This window comes from Sulfitobacter sp. 1A15106 (assembly GCF_043556995.1).
GTDB lineage: Bacteria > Pseudomonadota > Alphaproteobacteria > Rhodobacterales > Rhodobacteraceae > Sulfitobacter > Sulfitobacter faviae.
In genome coordinates this window covers 403,591-424,458 of sequence record NZ_JBIFFM010000001.1, presented here as the reverse complement: position 1 = coordinate 424,458, position 20,868 = coordinate 403,591, and the positions used below count along the sequence as shown (strand labels likewise).

Genomic DNA, 20,868 nt, shown 5'->3' with positions numbered 1-20,868 from the left:
AGCCTGTACCGCGAGAGGAAGATGCGCCACCTTAATTAAAGAACCCTTAATTATCTTCATCCTTTTTCAAATACCTTGCAGAACCTCTCTGCCCGCGAAACGCTCAAGTTCAACGACCATCCCGCCATGGCGGCTGATCCGACGGCGGCGGGGTGAGTTGCGCGAGGCCGGAGGCTTCCATCAAGCGTTCCGCCTCTTCTGCCAACAGACGATCCTGCCCGGCGCCTTCGACCGGAACGCGGCCCATTTCGAGAAACAGCGGCGCGGCCAGGGGGCTCACGCGGGAGAGCTTGCGATGGGTGATCCGCCCGGCGATCCGCCCGAGCATTTCTTCGATTCTGCCGAAATCCACCAAACCGCTGAGGGCTTCTTCGCGGGTGATGTCGAGCATCAGGTGGTCCGGTTCATAGCGCTGCAGCGTGTCGTAGAGGATATCGCTGGAAAAGGTCGTTTGCCGTCCGGATTTGCGCGCCTGCGGGCTGTTGCGCTCGATCAGCCCGGCGATAGTGGCGGCGGCGCGAAAAGTGCGTTTCATCACGGCATTGCCCGCGAGCCAACTGTCGAGCCCTTCGTGCAGCACTGTCGGATCAAGCAGCGGGGCGGGGTCGTCGACAGGGGAGAGTCCCCAGATTAGCGTGGCATAGTCCGTCGCGACGAAGCCTAAGGGGCGTAGGCCAAGGTCTTCCATGCGTTTGGTGAGCAGAAGGCCGAGCGTTTGTTGGCCGTTGCGTCCGGCAAAGCCGTAGAACACCGTCTGTTCGGCAAAGTCATGGGGGAAGCTTTCCACCAGCAGCGTGCCGGGCTGCGGCAGTTGGCTGACCTCGCGTTGCAGGCTGAGCCATTCGGCGGTGTGGGGCGGCAGTTCGGGCCAGCTGTCTTGTGTGAACATTTGTTGCACGCGGGCCGAGAGTTGGGTGGAGGTGGCGAATTTCGTACCGCCGAAGGTCGCCACTTTTGGCTTTTTGGCGGCGTTGCGGCTGACCTCGACCACGGTTTCGCGCAGCCCTTCGTAGCGCACGATTTGCCCGCCGATCAGGAAGGTATCGCCTTTGGTCAGCGTGGCGGCAAAGCCCTCTTCGATCTCGCCAAGGGGTTTGCCGCCGCGGTTGCGTTTCATGCGGACCTTGAGCTTGTCGGTGTCCTGAATGGTGCCGATGTTCATACGGATGCGTTGCGCGGCGCGGGGGTCACGCAGTTGCCATTGCCCATCGGGGCGTTGCAGCAGCCTTTGCCAGCGGTCATAGGCGCGCAGCGCGTAGCCCCCCGTGGCGCAGAAATCGAGGCAAGCATCGAAGGCGGCGCGCGAGAGGTTGGCATAGGCGCCGGCGGTGCGGATTTGGGCAAAGAGGTCCTCGGCGTCGAAGGGGCCAGCGCAGGCGGCGATGAGGATGTGCTGGCAGAGCACGTCGCGCGGGCCGTCGCCCCGCGGGTCGCCGTCGAGCGCGCCTTCGAGCACGGCCTCCAGCGCTGCGACGCATTCCACCACTTCGAAGCGGTTGGCGGGGACCAGAAGCGCCTTGGAGGGCGCATTGTAGCGGTGGTTGGCACGGCCGATGCGCTGGACCAGACGTTTCACGTTCTTCGGCGCGCCGATCTGGATGATGAGGTCCACGTCGCCCCAGTCGATCCCCAGATCCAGCGTGCCGGTGCAGACGATGGCGCGCAAATCGCCTCGTACCATCGCCGCCTCGACCTTTTCGCGCTGCGCGCGGTCGAGGCTGCCGTGGTGGATGGCGATGGGCAGGGCGTCCTCGTTGGCGAGCCAGAGTTTGTGGAAGAAGATCTCGGCCTGCGCGCGGGTGTTGTGGAAGATGAGCGTCGTCTTGTGTTGGCGCACCTGTTCGAGGACCGCGGGGATCGAATAGGCGGCGCCGCCGCCGGCCCAGGGGGGGGCTTCTTCGGTGCGCAGCATCTGGATGTCGGGGGCGGGGCCAGGATCGGCCATGAGCACTTCGCAGGGGTCGGGGTGGCAAGCCATCAGGTGGGCGATGGCGGCGGGGTCTTCGACAGTGGCCGAGAGGCCCACGCGTTTCAGACCCGGGCACAGCGCTTGCAGCCGGGTCAGCGCCAACATCAGCTGGTCGCCGCGTTTGCTTTCGGCCAGCGCGTGAATCTCGTCAATCACCACGCGTTTGAGGCCCCGAAAGGTGCGCCCGGCGTCCTCATAGGAGGTCAGCAGGGCGAGGCTTTCGGGCGTGGTCAGCAGGATATGCGGCGGGTCGGCGCGTTGGCGACGGCGGCGCGCGTGCGAGGTGTCGCCGGTGCGGTCCTCAATGCGGATCGGCAGGCGCATCTCCTCGACCGGGCGGGTGAGGTTGCGCTTGATGTCTGCCGCGAGCGCCTTCAGCGGCGAGATGTAGAGCGTGTGCATCCCCTCGTGATCATGCTCGGACAGATCGACGAGGGTGGGTAGGAAACCGGCCAGCGTTTTGCCGCCCCCTGTGGGGGCGATGAGCAGCAGGGCGGGGGCCTCGGCACGGTCCAGCATCTCTTGCTGGTGCGGGTGCAAAGACCAGCCGTTCTGGGCGAACCAATCGGCGAATTTGGGGGGTAGGGCGCGCATGACACCCAATGTAGTATCGGCAGGGCGCGGTGCCAGCGGCGGAGGCTATTTAACGATCACCTCGTCGCGAACGAACATATTGGCCCATGCCCGGTCCACCAGATCGGGGTTCATCTGATAGGGGATGCCTTCGAAATCGCAGATCGCGATCATCTGGTCGATCAGGAAGTTTGGCTGATAATTCGCATAGACATTGTTGATGGTCGGGTATTTTACCTTGAGCAGATGGACCAGCGTCGCCTCATCCAGCGGCATGCCGCGTTTGCGGGCGACCATGGCAAAGATCTTGAGGAAGTTCTCTTGGTCCGGCCCATCGACCTTGATCTTGAAAAAGATACGCCGCAGGGCGGCTTGGTCGAAAATCTCGTTCGGGTGGAAGTTGGTCGAGAAGATCACCAGCGTGTCGAAGGGCACCTCGAATTTCTCGCCCGATTGCAGGGCGAGGATGTCTTTGCTTTCCTCCAGCGGGACAATCCAACGGTTGATGATGCTTTGCGGCGGCTCTTTCTGGCGGCCTAGGTCGTCGACGATGAAGATGCCGCCGGTCGCCTTGAGCTGCAGCGGCGCCTGATAGGTCCGCGCCGTGGGGTTGTAGACCAGATCGAGCATGTCGAGCGACAGCTCGCCGCCGGTGATGACGGTGGGGCGTTCGCAGCAGACATAGCGGGCGTCGTAGCGCGTGATCCGGCGCAGGGAGGTTGGGTCTTGCACCTCGGCCTCGGCGGCGGAATGGACGATCGGGTCATAGACGGTGATGACTTGGCCTGCGTATTCGATGGCGCGGGGGACATAGACCCGATCACCAAGCGCGTCGCGTATGCCATTGGAAATGCTGGACTTACCGTTGCCCGGCGGGCCGTACATCAAGATCGACCGCCCGGCAGAGACGGCGGGGCCGAGGTGATCCAGCAGGCTGTCGGGCAGCACCAGATGGCCCATGGCCCCGGTCAACTGGTCACGGGTGATTTGCAGATTGCGCACGGATTGGCGTTTGACCTGCTCTCGGTAAACCTCAAGCGGGACGGGCATGGCGCCGAAATATTCCGACTGCGCCAGCGCGTCCAATGCGCGCGCCTTGCCTGCATCGGTCAACTGATAGCCCATCTCATTGCCGCTAGTGGCGCTGAGCGTGCCGGTGGCTTCGATCAGGCGTTGGCTGCGGGCTTGGTCGACCATCTCCTGCGTGACCGGGATCGGCAGGCAGAGCGCTTGGGCCAGATCGCTGACCATCTCGACGTTCTTGCGAAAAATCGTTTTCAGAAGAATGTCGCGCATCATCACGATGGGCAGTTTCATATCCTCCAACCGCTTGGGGGGCGGCGGGGCAAGCACGGTGCTGGTCGGGGCGTTCATCAATGGCTTCCTTGGAAAGTCATGCGGCGGTGCGGCTTGTCGGTCAGACTGGAGGGTAAATCTTGAATATGGCGTGAATGTGGACGCTTTTTCGCAATGAAAAGAGTTTGCAGCGGGGCGGTCAGACCCCGAAGAGCGCCCCCAAGATCAGATAGAGCCCCAGCGTGGTGCCAAGGGCGAGGCCCATGGGGAATTTCTTGGTCTCCTGCCAGCTTTGCCAATCGGGCGCGAGACGGCGCAGGGGGGTGTATTTCACCCCGCGGTGCGTGGCGGCGGCGGCGAGAAGGGTGGCCATGAAAAGCATCATTAAGAGGCGCAGATCGCCCCATGCGATATAGGGCGCGGCGGCGGCGGCGAATTTCGCGTCACCGGCCCCCATGACCCCGGCGGCGTTCAGGAAGATGCCGACCACCAGAACCACGACAAGGCTCAGCAGGCGCCAGAGATAGGTGTCAAAGGGCAGCAGAAACAGCCCCAGCAGCACGAAGATCGCGGTGAGCACCAAGACTGCCTGATTGGTGATCCGCATCTGCTTCATGTCGGTGAAGGCGACATAGAAGCAGATCGGCAGGACAAAGGGCAGAAACCACAGGGCCGCCGTGGCAGAGATCGCCATGGATCAGCCGTTTTCCAATGCGCGCAGAGAGCGGACGGCGGCTTCGAAATGCTGCGGGTGCGTGTCGATCGCTTCGCGCAGGAGGCCCTTGCCGGTCTCCACATCGCCGCGTTTGATCGCCGACAGGGCCATCGTGTGCAAAAGCTGTGCGCGCTCAGATTGCTCCATCGGCATCACGGGCAGGGTGTAGTCGCGCTGCGCGGCGCGGGCCATGATGAGGTTGTTCTTGGCGGTGAAAAGCGTGTTGTCCTGACGGATCGCCTCGCCAAAAAGACGCTCGGCCTCGGCGTAATCGCCGCGGGTCAGTTTGGAGTAGCCCCAGTTGTTCATCACGGCGGCGGGGGTGGTGGTCAGGCCGACGGCGATCTCGTAAAAGCTGTCGGCGCGGTCCCACTGTTCCTTGCTGTCGGCGACCATGGCTTCAAGCCGGTAGCGGGCAAAGGTCTCATGGGTGGGGGGGATGCCGTTGAGCACCGTCTCGGCCCGCGCCCAATTGCCCGAACGGATCAGCGCATCGGCCAGTTGCACGCGGTCTTCGGGGGTGGCGCCCTCCATCTTGACGACCTTGTCCCATTCGGTCACGGCCTCGGTCGTGCGTTTGGCGCGGACCAGTGACGTGGCGAGCCCGCGCTGGTGGTCGATGCGGTCGGGGCTTTCCTTGATCGAACGCGCGAAATAGCTCACCGCCTCATTCGGGTCGGCCACTGTCAGCATCACGTCGGAGAGGTTGGTCTCATCCACCACGTTGACGTCCTTGAAGGCCCGTTCAACGGTGGCGTTCGCGTCTTTTTCACCGCAGCCCGCAAGGGCGGTGACGCCTGCCATGCAGACGGCCAGAATGATTGGATGGCGCATTTTGCGTCCTCTTACTGCTCTGCCGGGTCATGGTGTCGGACGGATCAGGTAATCCCCGCTGCCGCGCCGCACCAATTTGTAATTATCCTCATTGACTTCTGTTATAACAGATTTTTCCGTTTTTGCGAGCGCCAAGCGCAGATTGTCCCGAATTGCGTCACTTTCGCCATTGTCGAGCGCATAGGCTTTGCGGAAAATATGCTCGGCCTTGGCGGTCTGGCCGCTTTCCATCAGCACGACGCCAAGGTTGTTCCAGACTTCCGGTTCGGCGGCGTCTTTCTCAACGGCGCGGCGCAGCAGGGTTTCCGCCTGTCCCAAACGCCCGAGCCCGAGGTTGGCGCTGCCGAGGGCCGAGAGGATTTCACCCGTGAGCCCATGCTCCAGCGCGGCGCGGTTGAAGGATTTGATGGCCAGTTCATATTGCCCCGCCGCGATGAGCCTATGGCCCACCTCGATCCCATCAACCGCCTCGGCCCGTTGGTTCACGCCGGGGGCATAGAGGTTTTCGGATGTCTGATCCCCACGCAATGCGGAAAAGCCGCCTGTCGAACAGGCGGCCAGAGCAAGGCCCAAGATCGGCCCGATGAAAACGGCGCGGGTGAGGCTGCGCCGAATTTTGCCCGTCATTAATTCCCTACCTGACCCAGTTGCGAGATGCCATGTGCCGAGGGGCCGATCAGAATAATCAGCAGCGGCGGCACGGTGAGGCCCATAGTGGCAAGGGTCATCTTGGTTGGCAACTTGTTTGCCGCTTCCTCGGCCCGCATCACGCGTTTGTCGCGCATCTCGGCGGCGTAGACGCGCAGGGCGTCGGCGATGGAGGTACCAAAGGCTGCCGATTGGATCAGCACGGTCACGAAAGAGGAGACATCCTGCACGCCGCATCGCTCGCCCATGTCGTTGAGCACCGATACTTTGTCCTTACCGGCTTTCATCTCATAGGCGACCATCTCGAACTCTTCGGAAAGGGCGCGGTAGGAGGCGCGCAACTCGCGGGCGACGCGGACGATGCATTGGTCCAGCGATTGCCCGGCTTCGACGCAGACCAGCATCATATCCAGCGCGTCGGGAAAGCCGCGGGTGATCTCTTCTTTGCGGGAATCGACCCGGCGGCGGACCCAGTATTTCGGCAGGTAGTAACCAATTGCACCGGGGCCGATGGCCCACATCATGGTCTGCTGCGTGGTCTGCCCTTCGCCGCCGCCCAAGACATTGGTATAGACCAGACCGCCGACCAGCCCCAGCATCCCAAGGGCAAATTGGGCAAAGTAATAAAGCCGCACCGCATCGCGCGAACGATAGCCCGCTTGGCGCAGCATCAACTGTTTGGCGCTAAGTTCGGCCACGTCTTCAGGCTCAAGAAACTTGGCGAATTTCTGCAACTGCGCGTTTTGATCCGATTGGCGCAGCTTTTCGCGCGAACTGTCGCCGGTCGGGGCTGAGCTGGTGCGTTTGAGCTTGGTCAGCGGGTCTTCGGGCTGGCGCAGCATCAAGACCAGCGTGATCGCCACCAAGGCGACGCCCAGAGTGCCGATGATGATGATCAGCCCCATCGGCCCCAAGGCTTGGTTGATCTGATCGTTAAGCTGATTGAAAAATTCCATCACCGGCCTCTCAGACTTTGATATTGGTAAGGATGCGCATCACGAAAAGGTTCAGCACAAGGAAGATCCCCACAAGGAAACAGGCGGGAATGAAATAGGGGTGATCGCGCACCTCGTCGTAGTAATGCGGATCGCCGAGGTTGATCACCACCAGCGCGGCGAGCGGGAAGGCCGATAGGAACTTGCCCGACCATTTCGCCTCGGCCGTGATTGCTTTGACACGGCGGAACAGGCGAAAACGGGCGCGGATCACTTTGGCCAGACCGGCGAGGATCTCAGCCAAGTTGCCGCCCGATTGCTGCTGGATGGTGACGGCGACAGCAAGAAAGCGCAAATCCTGCATGTCGAGCCGTTCGGCCATATCTTTCAGCGCCTCGCCCAGATCGCGGCCATAGGCGGCTTCATCGGCGATTACGCCAAATTCCGAGGCAAGCGGGTCTTGGATTTCCTTCGACACGATGGAGATCGCGTTGGAGAAAGGGTGCCCCACCCGCAGGCTGCGCACCATCAGCTCCACCGCATCGGGAAGCTGTTCTTCGATCATCGCCATGCGTTTGCTGGCCTTATGCGACACCCAGAAGAAAACCGCGCCCACGCCCATGGCGATGGACATCAGCGCGCGCACCGACACGGAGGTATCGGTGCCGATGGTCAGCCCCAGAAAGGCCAAAGCGGCCAACCCGGCCATGATCATCAACAACTGCTGCGGCGTGAAGGCAATCGCGGCCTTCTGCGCACGTTCTGACAGCAGGGAGTAGAGCGGGATCGACTTGGCGTTCATATGCTGCTGCATTTCCTTGCGCAGCTTATCGAGCACCTCTTCGCGGCGGGCGCCTTTCTCCAGCATCTCAAGGCGGCGGTTCACGCGGCTGTTGAGGCTAATGGATTTGCCGAATGCGACAAGGTACAGCCCCTCGACCAGCACCAGAACGCCGATGAAGATCAGACCATAGATGATTGGTTCGGCACTCATTGCATCAATCCTTACTGGGCCGCCACGGGTTCGTAGATGGAGGCGGGCAGGTCATAGCCCCACATGCGGAACCGCTCAGAGAAGTGGCTGCGCACGCCGGTGGCGGTGAAATGGCCGATGATCTTGTTCTCGGGCGTCAGGCCGACGCGCTGGAAGCGGAAGATCTCTTGCATCGAAATGACCTCGCCCTCCATGCCCGTGATCTCGGTGATCGAGGTCATCCGGCGCGAGCCGTCTTGCAAGCGGCTGGCCTGCACGATCAGGTTCACAGCCGAGGAAATCTGGCTGCGCATCGCCTTGAGCGGCATTTCGATCCCGGCCATGGCAATCATGTTTTCCAGACGGCTGATGCCATCGCGGGCCGAGTTGGCGTGAATCGTGGTCATGGAGCCGTCGTGGCCAGTGTTCATCGCCTGCAACATGTCGATGACCTCTTCGCCGCGCGTCTCGCCGACGATGATGCGGTCGGGGCGCATCCGAAGGGCGTTTTTCAGACAGTCGCGGGGGGAGACTTCGCCTTTGCCTTCGACGTTGGGCGGGCGGCTTTCCATCCGGCCCACGTGGGTCTGTTGCAGTTGCAATTCGGCGGTGTCTTCGATGGTCAGAATGCGTTCGGCATTGTCGATGAAAGACGACAGCGCGTTGAGCGTGGTGGTCTTACCCGACCCCGTACCGCCCGACACGATGATGTTAAGACGCGTGGCCACGGCGGCCTGCAAATAGGCGGCCATCTCTTCCGAGAAGGCGCCGAAGTTCACCAGATCGTCGATGCCCAGCTTGTCTTTCTTGAACTTACGAATAGACACGAGCGAGCCATCGACGGCCACCGGGGGCACCATGGCGTTGAAACGCGAGCCATCCTTGAGACGCGCGTCAACGTAAGGGTTGCTTTCATCCACCCGACGCCCCACCGCCGAGACGATCTTGTCGATGATCCGCAGCAGGTGTTTTTCGTCTTTGAAGGTGATGTCGGTCAATTGCAGCTTACCGTCGCGTTCGACGAAAATCTGTTGCGGGCCGTTCACCAGAATATCGTTGACGCTGTCGTCTTTCAGCAGCGTCTCCAGGGGGCCAAGACCGGTGACCTCGTCATAAAGCTCGGAGTTCAGCGTCATGCGGTCTTCGCGGTTGAGCACGATGCTCTTTTCCAAAAGGATCTCGACGGCGATATCGTTGATTTCCTGCCGCAAATCAGCTTCCGAGGCATGTTCCAGCGCGGCGAGGTTGAGGTTGTCCAAGAGCGCGCGGTGCAATTCGAGCTTGATCTCACTCATCCGCTGCTTGCGCTTGACCTCACGGTCCTCGGGGGAAGCGGCGGCGGGTTTGACCGCGCGGCGCATTGAAACCGGTTTGGCCGCCGGCGCGGGCGCAGGTGCCGCGGGGGCGGGCTGGGCGGCTTTGGCGGGCTTGGCCTCACGCGCCGGCGCGGGGGCGGCGGCTTTCGGGGTGGCAGAGGCTGGCTTCTTGTATTTCGAGAACATCGGTACGCTCTTTCGCTAGGGGGCTCAGGCGGCTTTGGCCTGCTCGCCCTTGAGATCGTGGATGGAGCTTGCCAGTTTGGCGATTTCGCGGCGCAGTGGGCTTTTCGGGGCGGAATTGGCCAGCGGCAGCCCGTGGTCATTGGCCTGGGTCACCGCCTTGCCGCCATCGGGCATCTGCACGTCGATCGAAATGCTCAGCGATTCGGCCATGCGCTTGACCCGGCTCTTGGCGCTGAGATCGGTGAATTTCGGCGCGCGGTTCATCACATAGCGCAGCTTTTCAAAGGGCAGCTCCTCAGACTGCAGCGCCCGTTTGAAGCGCAGCGCGTTCTGGGCCGAGCGCATGTCGAGTTCCAGCATGGCAAAGTAGACATGCGCGCTGGTCAGCACGGTCTCGGACCATTGTACCAGCGTCGAGGGCATGTCGACGATGACATAGTCGAACTGGTTGCGCGCCATGTTGAGGATGCGGTCGATATCTTCGTTGGTCACGATGTCGAGCGGCAGCATCTCTGCCGGGGCGGTCAGCACATGCAACTTGTCTTCAAAGGTTTGCAGCGCTTGGCCAAAGATCTCTTCATCCATGGATTCCGTGTCGGACATCATCTCATAGACCGCCTCGCGGCGTTGCAGATCAAGGAAGGTCGCGACAGAGCCATATTGCAGGTCGAAATCCAGCAGGCAGACCGAGGGCGGGTTTTTCTTGTCTGCATTGGCCAGTTCCCAAGCAAGGTTTACCGCAAGGGTCGTGGCCCCAGTGCCACCGGCCAAGCCATGCACCACGATCAGCGCGCCGTCCTTTTGCGCACCGGCCTTCAACTGCGGCGCACTGCTGTCGGCTGTGGGGGCAGGGGGGGCGTTCTCTCCGGCGCGGACGCGGGCAATGGCCTGTGCCAATTCGCCTTCGGGCAGTGGATAGGGGACGAACTCATCCGCCCCCTTCCGCAGCAGCGAATGCAATGCGGCGGGGGTCATGTCTTCGGCGATCAGGATCACCCGGATGTCGCGCGCCTTGGCCTGCGTGATGATTTCACTCATCAAAACGAGGTTGTCCTCGTCGGTCTCATCCATGGCGAGGGCGACGAATTCCATCGCCTCGGCTTCGGGTTGGCTGAAGAAGGCTAGCGCCTCGGCGAATCCCAGATCACCCCAGCTTTCGCCCAAAGTGGCTTCCATATCTTCGATCAAAAGGTCGAAGTTCTGTACATCACGGCTGATTGTGCAGGCAACGATCGGCGCTGCTTCGGGTTGTGGCATAGTGCTGCTCATGACCTTTTGTCCTTTACATCAACGGTTTGGCCGGAGGGCGGCGATATTCTGTCGCTGCGAACGCTCTGACCTCTGCCTCATGCGCGGCTCTTGAGCCGGGCACATTTATCCTTCTGCGTCGAATATCACCCCCAACTGGGGCGAGATTGGGGCCAAAAAGCCTCTATTGTTGGGTATCTTGAAACGATACGTCCATTCGCGCCCGATTGGACATGGCTTTTCAGAGACGAAAACCCCCGCGGCCCGAAGGCGCGGGGGGATATTTTATATGCGAAAGAAGGGCTTACCCTTACTCCCCGCCGCCGCCACCTGCTTCGGTGGCACCGGAGCTTAGCTGAGAGGGGGGCACGGCGCTGGCTACATATTCGCGGTAGATGATCTGCGCATATTTGCCGTCCAGCAGCATCGGGTGGCCCTGGACGAAGCCGCTGACCTCGGTCACCGTGCGCCGGTTGCGACGCTCGCGGCCCTGGGTCACGATCAGAGGCTGAGTTTCGCCAAAGGAAACAACGGCTTCCAAACGGCTGGGGCTGATTCCCAAGGTCGAGAGATAGCGCACCACGGCCTGCGCCCGGCGCAGCCCCAAGGCGCGGTTATAGGCCTGCGAGCCGACCAGATCGGTGTGGCCATAGACGCGGAAGCGAATCTCGGGGAATTGGCGAATCCAGCTGGCTTGCTGGCGCAGGATGGCTTTCGCATTCGCGTCCAGTCGGGCCGAGTTGAAGGCGAAGGTCACGGTCGAGCGGACTTCATTAGAGAAACGGTTCGCCAGATCAAAGGTCACACGCTTTTCGCCGGTCATGACTTGGCGGTTGTGCAATGTGGCATTGCCGAATTGGCCCGTGTCCACGACCGACCCCGCCTCGCGGTAGAACTGCGTATAGACCGGATCGTTGCTGGGCGCGCAGGCGGCGAGCCCGGCAAGGGCCGCGGTGCCCGCGATCAACGTGATATGTCTGCGTGTCATCGGATCAATCCAGTACATAACCGTAGGAACCGCGGAAGTCCTGCTTGGCCACTTCGCCCGCAGCACCCCGGCTGGGGGTGCGGGTGCCATCCGCCGTGCGACCGTGCAGGAACAGGTCTTTCTCAGAGGGCGGTTTGATGCGGTCCGTGGGCAGGGCCAGCGCTTCGCCACGGGTCGGGGTGACCAGATGGGCGGTGACGATAATGACCAATTCGGTCTGGCTGCGCTGGTAATCTGCCGACCGGAACAGCGCGCCCAGCACCGGCACATCGCCGATCCACGGCAGTTGACGCGTGCTGTCGGTGAAGTCGTCGGTCAAAAGGCCCGCGATGGCAAAGCTTTCGCCGTCACGCATCTCGACCGTGGTCGATGTCTCGCGCCGGGTGAAGGCGGAAATCTCGATGCCGTTGCCCAATGAAATGCTGTTGCTTGCGTCGATGGCCGAAACGGCGGCGTTCATCTCAAGATTGATGATATCCTTGTCGACGACGCGCGGAATAAAGGCGAGTTCTACGCCGAAGGGTTTGAACTCCACCGACACCGTATCACTGGTTTGGGCGACCGGGATCGGGTATTCGCCCCCGGCGAGGAACTTGGCCTCTTGCCCCGAAAGCGCCACGAGGTTCGGCTCTGCCAGGAACCGCACGACGCCTTTTTCTTCCAATGCTTCCAACAGGATGCCCACTTGGGTAGAGCCTGCGTTGAAGCCGAAAAGCACCGCGCCTGCGTTCTGGTTTGCCGATGGGATCGACCCGCCAAGCGAGGTCGCGACCCCGCCTGACGTATTGGTGCTGCCGGTGCCCGCGCTGAAATCGGAGCCGCCGTTGATTGCCAGTGAAGAGCCAAGCGATTTCGACACGTTGCGCTGCATCTCGGCAAAACGGACCTTCATCATGACTTGCTGAATGCCGCCCACGCTCATCAGGTTGCTGACCCGTTCGGGAGCGTAGCGTTCGGCCAGATCGAGCGCGCGTTGCAGCCGTTGCGTGGAAGAGACGATGCCCGACAGCACGATACCGTCATTTGCGGTGCGCACTTCGATCTTCTCACCCGGCAGGATTTGACGCAGCCGTTCTTTGAATTCAGAGACATCCGCCGCGACGCGGACATCGACATTGGTGATCAGCTGTCCCGCCGCGTCGAGCAGCGTGAGCGTGGTCAGCCCCGGCGATTTGCCCAACACATAGATCGTACGGTCAGACAGGGAGGAGATATCCGCGATGCCGGGGTTGGCGATGCTGAGTTCCGCGAAGGGAATGTCGCTTTCCACCACCACGGCGCGGTTCATCGGGACGTCGAGGCTGGAATTAGTGCCGCGTTTGACAACGCGCAGCGTGTCGGCGCTAGCTGAACTGGGCAGGGTCAATGCCATCGGCATTGCGCCCAGTGTCAGCCCCAGAAGGACCGCTTTAAGAAATCTATCGATTTTCATGTGACCTGCCTTTTTGATCACGCCTCGGGATGGGTCTTTTTGCCCTCGTTTGGCAACACTCTGCGGCAATTCCAAATTTATTGCAAGAATCAAGCTCTTCGCGGGCGCTGTGCATGTGGGCTATGCGCAACATACCTGCAAAAATGAAAGACGCCGCATGGGAGTGCGGCGCCTTCATTAACTTAGCAAGAGGTTGTTTTCAGGTCAGTTTGTGCAGGGGATCGGCAGTTCTACCACCTCGGCCCCGCGGCGGGTGCGGATCGTGCAAACCTTCTCTTTGGTAACTTCGGCGATGGTCTCTTGTGCCTCGATTCCCAGAAGCGAGCGTTGGTCGACTTCGATGGCTTCGGCCACGGTGTCGTCATTTGTGCCGACGAGGGAGAGGTAGAGTTTGCCGGTCGATTGCGCTTGGGCGAGGGCGGCGACCTGTTGCGGCTTCACGGCCACCGTCACTGTCTTGGCGATCGAGGCTTCTTCCATCACCAGCGCATCGGCGCTCTGGTCGATGGCGATCAGCTGCACGCCAGATTCGATTAGCTTGGTGACATCTCCATTGCTGGATTGGTTGCCAACGTTTACGCGGCCCGTCCAATAGATATCCACCCGGTCACCGGGGCGCAGGAAGCCCGAAACGCCGCTGGAAACATCAACTTTAAGTGCAAAGGCCCGCATTCCGCGCGCAAGGCGGGAGGTAAGGCCAGAGTCCTCGCCCGGCTCGGTCACCTTCACGGCCATGATCGCTTCATCTTTCTCGATGTTGCGCAGCACGATGCGTTGTTCTTTTGTGTTCTCAGGGAACAATACGGTTTCTTCGAAGAATGAACCCTCAGGAATGGCATTCTCTGGCCATTTCACGGCGCGAACGTCTTCGCGGGTGAGGGGCTGTCCGTATTTCAAAGGCTTGTCGGCCACCCAAACGGTTTTCGTTGGCACGACCTGCGCCAGCGCGGCCTGAGCCTGCGCGTTGGCTGCCTGATACTGTGAAATCCGGTCTTTCGCCAGATATACGGCCCCGCCGGCAAGTGCGACACCTACCAAAAGAACCAATCCGAATACGGCTCGCATGATGTTACCTCTTTGCTATGGAAGCGAATCTCGGCTCGCTTTTATCACCCCAGAAAGTTAGCTGCCGAATATGGCGAGAATTGGTTCCCATGGCGGCGATGCGAAGATGCTTGCCGTGTCGCGTTTGTGGGGGCGTCTTAAGTCGTCAGTTGGACCCGGATGTATTCGACAAGTCCGTCTAGGCTGTCTGAGAATACGCTCAGCACGAAGATCGCTAGGCTCACGAGCGCCGCGGTCAGGACAACCCATTCGACGCTGACCGCCCCGTTTTGGTCGCAGAAGAATTTCTTGAAATGGCTGCGCATACGTACCCTATGAATGGATGTGCTTTACCCTAGCATTGAAAAAGGACCGCGCCCCAAGAGGGAGGCGGTCCTAAATCTTCGTAGAACCTATAGGTTTTGCCCAGGTGTAGACTTAAGAGCCGGAATCATCGGCTGCGCGAGTTGCCGAAACGCCATCGATGGCGGTGCCAATTTCGGTGGTCAGATCCGCTGTATTGTCACCGATTGTGTTGAAAGCAACCACGGCCAAGCCAACGATCGCAGCGGTCAGAACGACCCAGTCAACTGTCACGGCACCGTCTTCGTCTTTGCGGAAGTTTTTGATAAAGTTCATCATGTCATGTCCCTCCAAGGATCACTGAGTAAAAGGTCTTAACCTCGCCGTCCGGTTTGCCTCGTTCTCTCATTTGAAGCTGTCCGACTTGGTATGACCCTATATAGCCGTCAGATTGGGGCGCGAATTTGGCAGCAAACGTGCCTTTTCCGGACTGTCCGTGCTTTTCTTTCGGAAACATGTTAACCCTCTGTTTAATGGCGCTTTAATTCTTGTGTCGGGTCTTCCGGCTGCTCTTTCCCACCGTCTAACACCGCAATTGCGGCGAAATTGCCATGATCCCCGCTTCAAGCGCTGGCCCGATTCCACGATTCGTGTGATATTGCCGCGCAAAGGCGCGTCAGACGCAAGGTAGAGCAGGCATGTATCGCATATTGGCATTCTCGCTGGTCACGGCTCTCATGGCCCCTGCCGCCATGGCAGAGGGGCCGAAACCGTTCCCTGAGTTCTCGGCCAAACGGGTCGGCCCGCCCAAGAAGGGGGCCAAACGCATCACGGTGCAAATCGATCCGGCGGCCCGCGCCGCGGCAGCGGCGGAGGTGGATACAGGCCCCGCCGTTGCCGCCACCCCGAGCGGCGCGATTGCGCCATTGAATGCTGGGCAGTTCGATTGGTTCTGGGATAAAATCTCTCCCGCGGCTGAGCGGAGCGGGGCAGGGCGGTTGGCCCCTGCGATGGCGGCGCTGTCCGGCGGCAAAGTGCCCGCGCCGCGCTTGCAACATCTGCAAGATATCGCGCGCAGCAATGGGGTGGATATTCTGCGCGCCACGGTTGGCACCAATGTCTCGCCCGCGCTGGTGCTGGCGGTGATCAGCGTGGAATCCGCAGGGCGTGCCGATGCGGTGAGCCGGGCGGGGGCGGCTGGCCTGATGCAACTGATGCCCGATACCGCCGCCCGTTTTGGCGTGCGTGACAGTATGGTCGCGGCCGAGAATATCTCAGGCGGGGTCAAATATCTCAACTGGCTGATGGGGGAGTTCGACCGCGATCCGATTCTCGTGCTGGCGGGCTATAACGCGGGTGAGGGGTCGGTGCGCAAACATGCGGGCGTGCCGCCTTTTGCTGAGACGCGCGACTATGTGCCCAAGGTGCTGGCGGCGTTCCAAGTGGCGCAGGGGCTTTGCCTGACACCGCCGGAACTGATCAGCGATGGCTGCGTCTTTGCTGCGATGAACTGAGCGCGACGGGCATGCCCCCGGCGGATGCCGCCGAGGGCTGTTTTCTCAAACGATGGTCGCTTGGGTCGCGGCGCGCAGCTCGTCCTCGGTCACGCCATCGGCGCATTCGACGATTTTCAAGCCACCTTCGACCACATCGAGCACACCGAGGTTGGTGATGATCCGGTCGACCACACCCTTGCCGGTCAGCGGCAGGGTGCATTCTTTCAGCACCTTCGAGTCACCGGCTTTGTTCTGGTGGTCCATCACCACGATGACCTTGCGGACACCGGCCACGAGGTCCATCGCGCCGCCCATGCCCTTAACGAGCTTGCCGGGGATCATCCAGTTCGCCAGATCGCCGTTCTCAGCCACTTCCATGGCGCCGAGGATCGCCGCCGCGATCTTGCCGCCGCGGATCATGCCAAAGGACATGGCGCTGTCGAAGTAAGCGGTGCGGCTCAGCTCGGTGATGGTCTGCTTGCCGGCGTTGATGAGGTCGGGGTCTTCCTCGCCCTCGTAAGGGAAGGGGCCCATGCCCAACATGCCGTTTTCCGACTGAAGCGTGATGTCCTTGTCGCCGACATAGTTCGCCACCAGCGTCGGAATACCGATGCCGAGGTTCACATACATGCCGTCTTCGAGTTCCTCTGCGGCGCGTGCCGCCATCTGATCTCTATCCCAAGGCATTAGGCTTCCTCCCGCTTGCGTGTCGTGACCTTCTCGATGCGTTTCTCATGCTCGCCTTGAATGATGCGATGCACATAGATGCCCGGCAGGTGGATGTGGTCGGGGTCGAGGCTTCCGCGGGGGACAATCTCTTCGACCTCGACGATGCAGACCTTGCCACACATGGCGGCGGGCGGGTTGAAGTTGCGCGCGGTCTTGCGGAAGACAAGGTTGCCGGTGTCATCGGCCTTCCACGCTTTCACGATCGACAGATCCGCAAAGATGCCCTCTTCGAGGATGTAATCCTCACCGTGGAACTGTTTCACTTCCTTGCCCTCGGCGATCTGGGTGCCGACGCCGGTCTTGGTGTAGAAACCCGGAATGCCCGCACCACCCGCGCGCATGCGCTCGGCCAATGTGCCCTGAGGGTTGAATTCCAATTCCAGCTCGCCCGACAGATACTGGCGCATGAACTCGGCATTCTCCCCCACATAGGAGGAGATCATCTTTTTCACCTGCCGCGATTGCAGCAGAATGCCGATGCCGAAGTCATCGACGCCCGCATTGTTGGACGCAAAGGTGAGGTCTTTGGCCCCGTTTTCCTTGATCGCCTGCAACAGCAATTCCGGAATGCCGCAAAGGCCAAAGCCCCCGGCGGCGATCAGCATGCCATCCGACAGAACGCCTTCCAGCGCCTCGGCGGCGGATCCATAGATTTTGTTCACGGGCGACCTCCCTACAGTTTCGCTGCGCCATATGTGACCCTGCGTCGTGGCAGTGTCAATTACGTGGTGCTACGCAGGAAAGGCCGCCCGGAAGGTCAGATGATGCGCACCTGCGTGCCCACGGGGCAGAGGCCGAAAAGTTCTTCGATCTTCTCGTTATAAAGCCCGATGCAACCGTCCGAGGACCGCCGCCCGATCTTGCGCGTGTCATGGGTGCCGTGGATGATATAGGCAGGCCAGCTAAGATACATCGCATGGGTGCCGAGCGGATTGTCCGGGCCCGGCGGCATGTATTTGTAGTGCGGGAAACGCTCCATCATCGAGGCGGTGGGCGTCCAATCAGGGCCGACTTTCTTGCGCACGATCTCGGTATAGCCGCGCTTGGTCAACTCTTCGGTGGCGGGCACCGAGGTGGGGTAGACCTTGTAGGTCTGGCCGTCCGCGCTCCAGTAATGCAGGGCGCGGCTGGTGGTGTCGGCCACGATCGCGCCTTTGCCAAGGCTGTCGAAATGGTCCTGCCAACGCTGGGTGGCAAAGCTCGACGTGTTGCGCGACACCGGAGGTTCGGCGGAATATTCGCGGGGCGCTTGGCCGGGTTCCTGCGCGCGCAGGATCTGGGGCGTCATCAGCGCCGCGCTGCTCGCGGCGATCAGCCCGCGCCGGGTAAATTTCATGCCTGACATTGATCTGCCTTTCATAGTGGTCTTGCCGCCGCCCCTGATCCGAAAATCGAAGGCGAATGGCAAATCACATATTCATGATGCTGGATATAAAGGCAGGTTGCAGGCCACAGGCGGAACCGCGCCGATCCCCCGGCGCGGTTGCTGTGCCTATGCGCGGCTTACGCGCTGTCGGCTTTTTTCGCGGTTGTTTTCTTGGCCGCAGGTTTCTTGGTCGCCGTCTTTGCCGGGGCCTTTTTGGTGGCCGTCTTTTTCGCCGCGGGCTTTTTGGCTGCCGTCTTCTTGGCCGGTGCCTTCTTCGTCGCCGCTTTGCGTTTGGCGGGGGATTTGGCGAGCTTCTCTTCGATCAACTCCACCGCGCGCTCCATGGTCAGGTCTGCCGGTTCGATCTCCTTGGGGATCGTGGCATTGACCTTTTCCCATTTCACATAAGGCCCGTATTTGCCCTCCATGACGTTGACCGCGCCGCCCATATCCGGGTGCTCGCCCATCTCGCGGATCGGTTTCGCGGCCTTGCCGCGGCCACCGCGGCTGGCGACTTTCTCGGCCAACAACTGCACCGCGCGATTCATGCCGACGGTCCAAACCTCATCGATGCCTTCGAGATTGGCATTGGTGCCGCCCCGATGCGAGGTGCTTTCGGCGTGCTTGATGTAAGGCCCATAGCGCCCGATGTTGGCCCAGACCATGACGCCATCCTCGGGGTGGGGGCCAATTTCACGAGGGAGCGACAAGAGCATTACGCCCTGCTCCAGCGTCAGATCCTCGGGCACCCAATTCTTGGGGATCGACTGGCGCGGGGGTTTCTTGTTCTCTTCGGTGACGGGGCCGCGCTGGACATAAGGACCAAAACGGCCCTTGAAAACGCGGATCTCGTCGCCCTGATCCTCACCCAGCAGCTTGCCGTCGGGCGGGATGGCTGAGGCTTCGGCCTCCGGGTCGGGCGGGCCGAAGGGGCGGGTATAGCGGCATTCGGGGTAGTTCGAGCAGCCGATGAAGGCACCGCCCGAGCGCGCGGTGCGCATCGACAGGCGGCCAATCTCGCAATTGGGGCAAAGCCGCGGGTCGCTGCCGTCTTCGGTGGGCGGGAAGAGATGCGGCTCCAGCACCTCGTTAATCTTTTCCAGCACTTCGGTGATGCGCAGCTCGGATGTCTCGGCGATGGCCGCCGAGAAATCGCGCCAGAAGCGGCGCAGCACTTCCTTATAGGCGGCATCCCCGGCGCTGACCTTGTCGAGTTGGTCTTCCAGATCGGCGGTGAAGTCATAGCCGATGTAGCGGCGGAAGTAGTTTTCAAGAAAGGCGGTCACCAGACGGCCCTTGTCCTCGGGGATCAGGCGGTTGCCATCCTTGCGAACATATTCGCGGTCCTGAATCGTGGTGACGATGCTGGCATAGGTCGAGGGGCGGCCGATGCCGAGCTCTTCCATCTTCTTGACCAGCGTCGCCTCGGTGTAGCGCGGCGGGGGCTGGGTGAAATGCTGCTCGGGCGTGACGCTGCGCTTGTCCATCGCGTCACCTTGGCTGATCTGGGGCAGGCGCTTGTCGTCCTCGTCGACGACATCGTCGCGGCCTTCTTCGTAGACCCGCAGGAAGCCGTCGAAGAGCACGACCTGGCCGTTGGCGCGCAGGCCGACCTGCGCATCGTCGCTGCCAATCTCAACGGTGGTGCGCTCCAGTCGGGCGCTTTCCATCTGGCAGGCGAGGGTGCGTTTCCAGATCAGGTCATAGAGTTTCGCCTGATCGGCGTCGAGATTCAGCGCCTTGGCGTCCTTGGTCATATCCGTCGGGCGGATACATTCGTGGGCTTCCTGCGCGTTCTTCGCCTTGTTCTTGTAAATGCGCGGCTCTTTCGGCACGTAATCCGCGCCGAAACGGTCCTTGATCGCATCGCGCGCCATCGAGACGGCCTCTGGCGCCATGTCGATACCGTCGGTCCGCATGTAGGTGATGTGGCCGGCCTCGTAGAGGCGTTGCGCGGTCGACATGGTCTGGCGCGCGCCCATGGAGAATTTGCGGCTGGCTTCCTGTTGCAGGGTCGAGGTCATGAAGGGGGCCGAGGGGTTGCGGCTGGCCGGCTTCGCCTCGACGTTCATGACCTTCAGCGCGCGGGAGGTGATCGCCTGCACGGCCATCTCGGCCTGCGTGGCGTCGGCCAGATCGAAGCGCTCGAGTTTTTTCCCGGCGAGCGAGACGAGGCGGGCCTCGAATTCCTGACCGCGCGGTGTGGCGAGCAGCGCCTTCACCGACCAGTATTCGCGGGCGCGAAACGCCTCGATCTCCATCTCGCGCTCGACGATGAGGCGCAGGGTTACCGATTGCACGCGGCCCGCGGATTTGGCGCCGGGCAGCTTGCGCCAGAGGACGGGGGAAAGGTTGAAGCCCACCAGATAATCCAGCGCGCGGCGGGCGAGGTAGGCCTCAACCAGCGGCATGTCGACCTGGCGCGGGTTCTGCATCGCCTCGGTCACCGCCTTCTGGGTGATCTGGTTGAAGACCACGCGGCTGACGGGCGTGTCTTTCTTGATCGATTTGCGCTTGGTCAGCGCCTCTTGCAGGTGCCAGCTGATCGCCTCACCTTCGCGGTCGGGGTCAGTCGCGAGGATCAATGCGTTGTCTTGGGCCAGCGCATCGGCGATGGCCTTGACGTGTTTCTTGCTGTCGCTGGCGACCTCCCATTTCATGTCGAAATCGGCGTCGGTATCCACCGAGCCGTCTTTTGGCGGCAGGTCGCGGACGTGGCCGTAGGAGGCGAGAACGGTGTAATCGTCGCCCAGATATTTGTTGATCGTTTTGGCCTTGGCTGGGGATTCGACGACGACGACGGGCATAAATACAGGC

18 protein-coding genes are annotated in these 20,868 nt (G+C 61.3%); 1 reads left to right on the top strand and 17 read right to left on the bottom strand.

The window, feature by feature from the left end; all coding sequences use genetic code 11:
• Positions 1-109 precede the first annotated feature (109 nt).
• From ACGYKA_RS02035 to ACGYKA_RS01975, 13 genes are all read right to left on the bottom strand, one after another.
• Positions 110-2,563, bottom strand: a complete 2,454-nt coding sequence (locus tag ACGYKA_RS02035; RefSeq protein WP_271688045.1) for a ligase-associated DNA damage response DEXH box helicase — start codon at positions 2,561-2,563, stop codon at positions 110-112.
• A gap of 45 nt (positions 2,564-2,608) precedes the next feature.
• Entirely contained in the window at positions 2,609-3,916 is a 1,308-nt protein-coding gene (locus ACGYKA_RS02030) for an ATPase (protein ID WP_271688044.1), read from the bottom strand.
• Positions 3,917-4,037: 121 nt separating this feature from the next.
• Positions 4,038-4,532, bottom strand: a complete 495-nt coding sequence (locus ACGYKA_RS02025; RefSeq protein WP_394411295.1) for a prepilin peptidase — start codon at positions 4,530-4,532, stop codon at positions 4,038-4,040.
• 3 nt (positions 4,533-4,535) lie between these two features.
• The gene (locus ACGYKA_RS02020; protein WP_394411292.1) at positions 4,536-5,387 is read right to left on the bottom strand and encodes a tetratricopeptide repeat protein; all 852 of its coding nucleotides are present in this window, start codon (positions 5,385-5,387) and stop codon (positions 4,536-4,538) included.
• A 27-nt stretch (positions 5,388-5,414) separates the two neighbouring features.
• Positions 5,415-6,014 carry a tetratricopeptide repeat protein gene (locus tag ACGYKA_RS02015; RefSeq protein WP_394411289.1) on the bottom strand — a complete coding sequence of 200 codons (600 nt, stop codon included), beginning with the start codon at positions 6,012-6,014 and terminating at the stop codon, positions 5,415-5,417.
• Positions 6,014-6,991, bottom strand: a complete 978-nt coding sequence (locus tag ACGYKA_RS02010) for a type II secretion system F family protein (protein WP_394411286.1) — start codon at positions 6,989-6,991, stop codon at positions 6,014-6,016. Before ACGYKA_RS02010 ends, ACGYKA_RS02015 begins: the two co-directional genes overlap by 1 nt.
• 10 nt (positions 6,992-7,001) lie before the next feature.
• Positions 7,002-7,964: a type II secretion system F family protein gene (locus ACGYKA_RS02005; RefSeq protein WP_394403748.1), complete on the bottom strand. Its 963-nt coding sequence runs from the start codon at positions 7,962-7,964 to the stop codon at positions 7,002-7,004.
• An 11-nt stretch (positions 7,965-7,975) separates the two neighbouring features.
• Positions 7,976-9,445 (bottom strand): CpaF family protein, encoded by a 1,470-nt coding sequence (locus ACGYKA_RS02000; RefSeq protein WP_394411283.1) that lies wholly within the window; start codon positions 9,443-9,445, stop codon positions 7,976-7,978.
• Positions 9,446-9,469: 24 nt separating this feature from the next.
• Positions 9,470-10,714, bottom strand: coding sequence for a CpaE family protein (locus ACGYKA_RS01995; RefSeq protein WP_394411280.1), 1,245 nt, complete (start codon positions 10,712-10,714; stop codon positions 9,470-9,472).
• A gap of 289 nt (positions 10,715-11,003) precedes the next feature.
• Positions 11,004-11,681: an OmpA family protein gene (locus tag ACGYKA_RS01990; RefSeq protein WP_394411277.1), complete on the bottom strand. Its 678-nt coding sequence runs from the start codon at positions 11,679-11,681 to the stop codon at positions 11,004-11,006.
• Between the two features lie 4 nt (positions 11,682-11,685).
• On the bottom strand, positions 11,686-13,113 hold the full coding sequence (locus tag ACGYKA_RS01985; RefSeq protein ID WP_394411274.1) for a type II and III secretion system protein family protein: 1,428 nt from the start codon (positions 13,111-13,113) through the stop codon (positions 11,686-11,688).
• 204 nt (positions 13,114-13,317) lie between these two features.
• The gene (gene cpaB, locus ACGYKA_RS01980) at positions 13,318-14,178 is read right to left on the bottom strand and encodes a Flp pilus assembly protein CpaB (RefSeq protein ID WP_394411271.1); all 861 of its coding nucleotides are present in this window, start codon (positions 14,176-14,178) and stop codon (positions 13,318-13,320) included.
• A 417-nt stretch (positions 14,179-14,595) separates the two neighbouring features.
• Positions 14,596-14,799 carry a Flp family type IVb pilin gene (locus ACGYKA_RS01975; protein ID WP_394411265.1) on the bottom strand — a complete coding sequence of 68 codons (204 nt, stop codon included), beginning with the start codon at positions 14,797-14,799 and terminating at the stop codon, positions 14,596-14,598.
• A 359-nt stretch (positions 14,800-15,158) separates the two neighbouring features.
• Here ACGYKA_RS01975 and ACGYKA_RS01970 point away from each other — a divergent pair, with 359 nt between their 5' ends.
• Positions 15,159-15,974, top strand: coding sequence for a lytic transglycosylase domain-containing protein (locus ACGYKA_RS01970; protein ID WP_394411263.1), 816 nt, complete (start codon positions 15,159-15,161; stop codon positions 15,972-15,974).
• Positions 15,975-16,019: 45 nt separating this feature from the next.
• On the opposite strand, the gene ACGYKA_RS01965 is transcribed toward ACGYKA_RS01970, so the two are convergent.
• The 4 genes from ACGYKA_RS01965 to topA all read right to left on the bottom strand — a co-directional run bounded on the left by ACGYKA_RS01965 (position 16,020) and on the right by topA (position 20,858).
• The gene (locus ACGYKA_RS01965) at positions 16,020-16,643 is read right to left on the bottom strand and encodes a CoA transferase subunit B (protein ID WP_067267257.1); all 624 of its coding nucleotides are present in this window, start codon (positions 16,641-16,643) and stop codon (positions 16,020-16,022) included.
• The gene (locus tag ACGYKA_RS01960; RefSeq protein WP_271688029.1) at positions 16,643-17,347 is read right to left on the bottom strand and encodes a CoA transferase subunit A; all 705 of its coding nucleotides are present in this window, start codon (positions 17,345-17,347) and stop codon (positions 16,643-16,645) included. Before ACGYKA_RS01960 ends, ACGYKA_RS01965 begins: the two co-directional genes overlap by 1 nt.
• Before the next feature lie 95 nt (positions 17,348-17,442).
• The gene (locus tag ACGYKA_RS01955) at positions 17,443-18,030 is read right to left on the bottom strand and encodes a L,D-transpeptidase (RefSeq protein ID WP_271688028.1); all 588 of its coding nucleotides are present in this window, start codon (positions 18,028-18,030) and stop codon (positions 17,443-17,445) included.
• A gap of 158 nt (positions 18,031-18,188) precedes the next feature.
• The gene (topA, locus tag ACGYKA_RS01950) at positions 18,189-20,858 is read right to left on the bottom strand and encodes a type I DNA topoisomerase (RefSeq protein ID WP_394411260.1); all 2,670 of its coding nucleotides are present in this window, start codon (positions 20,856-20,858) and stop codon (positions 18,189-18,191) included.
• Positions 20,859-20,868 lie beyond the last annotated feature (10 nt).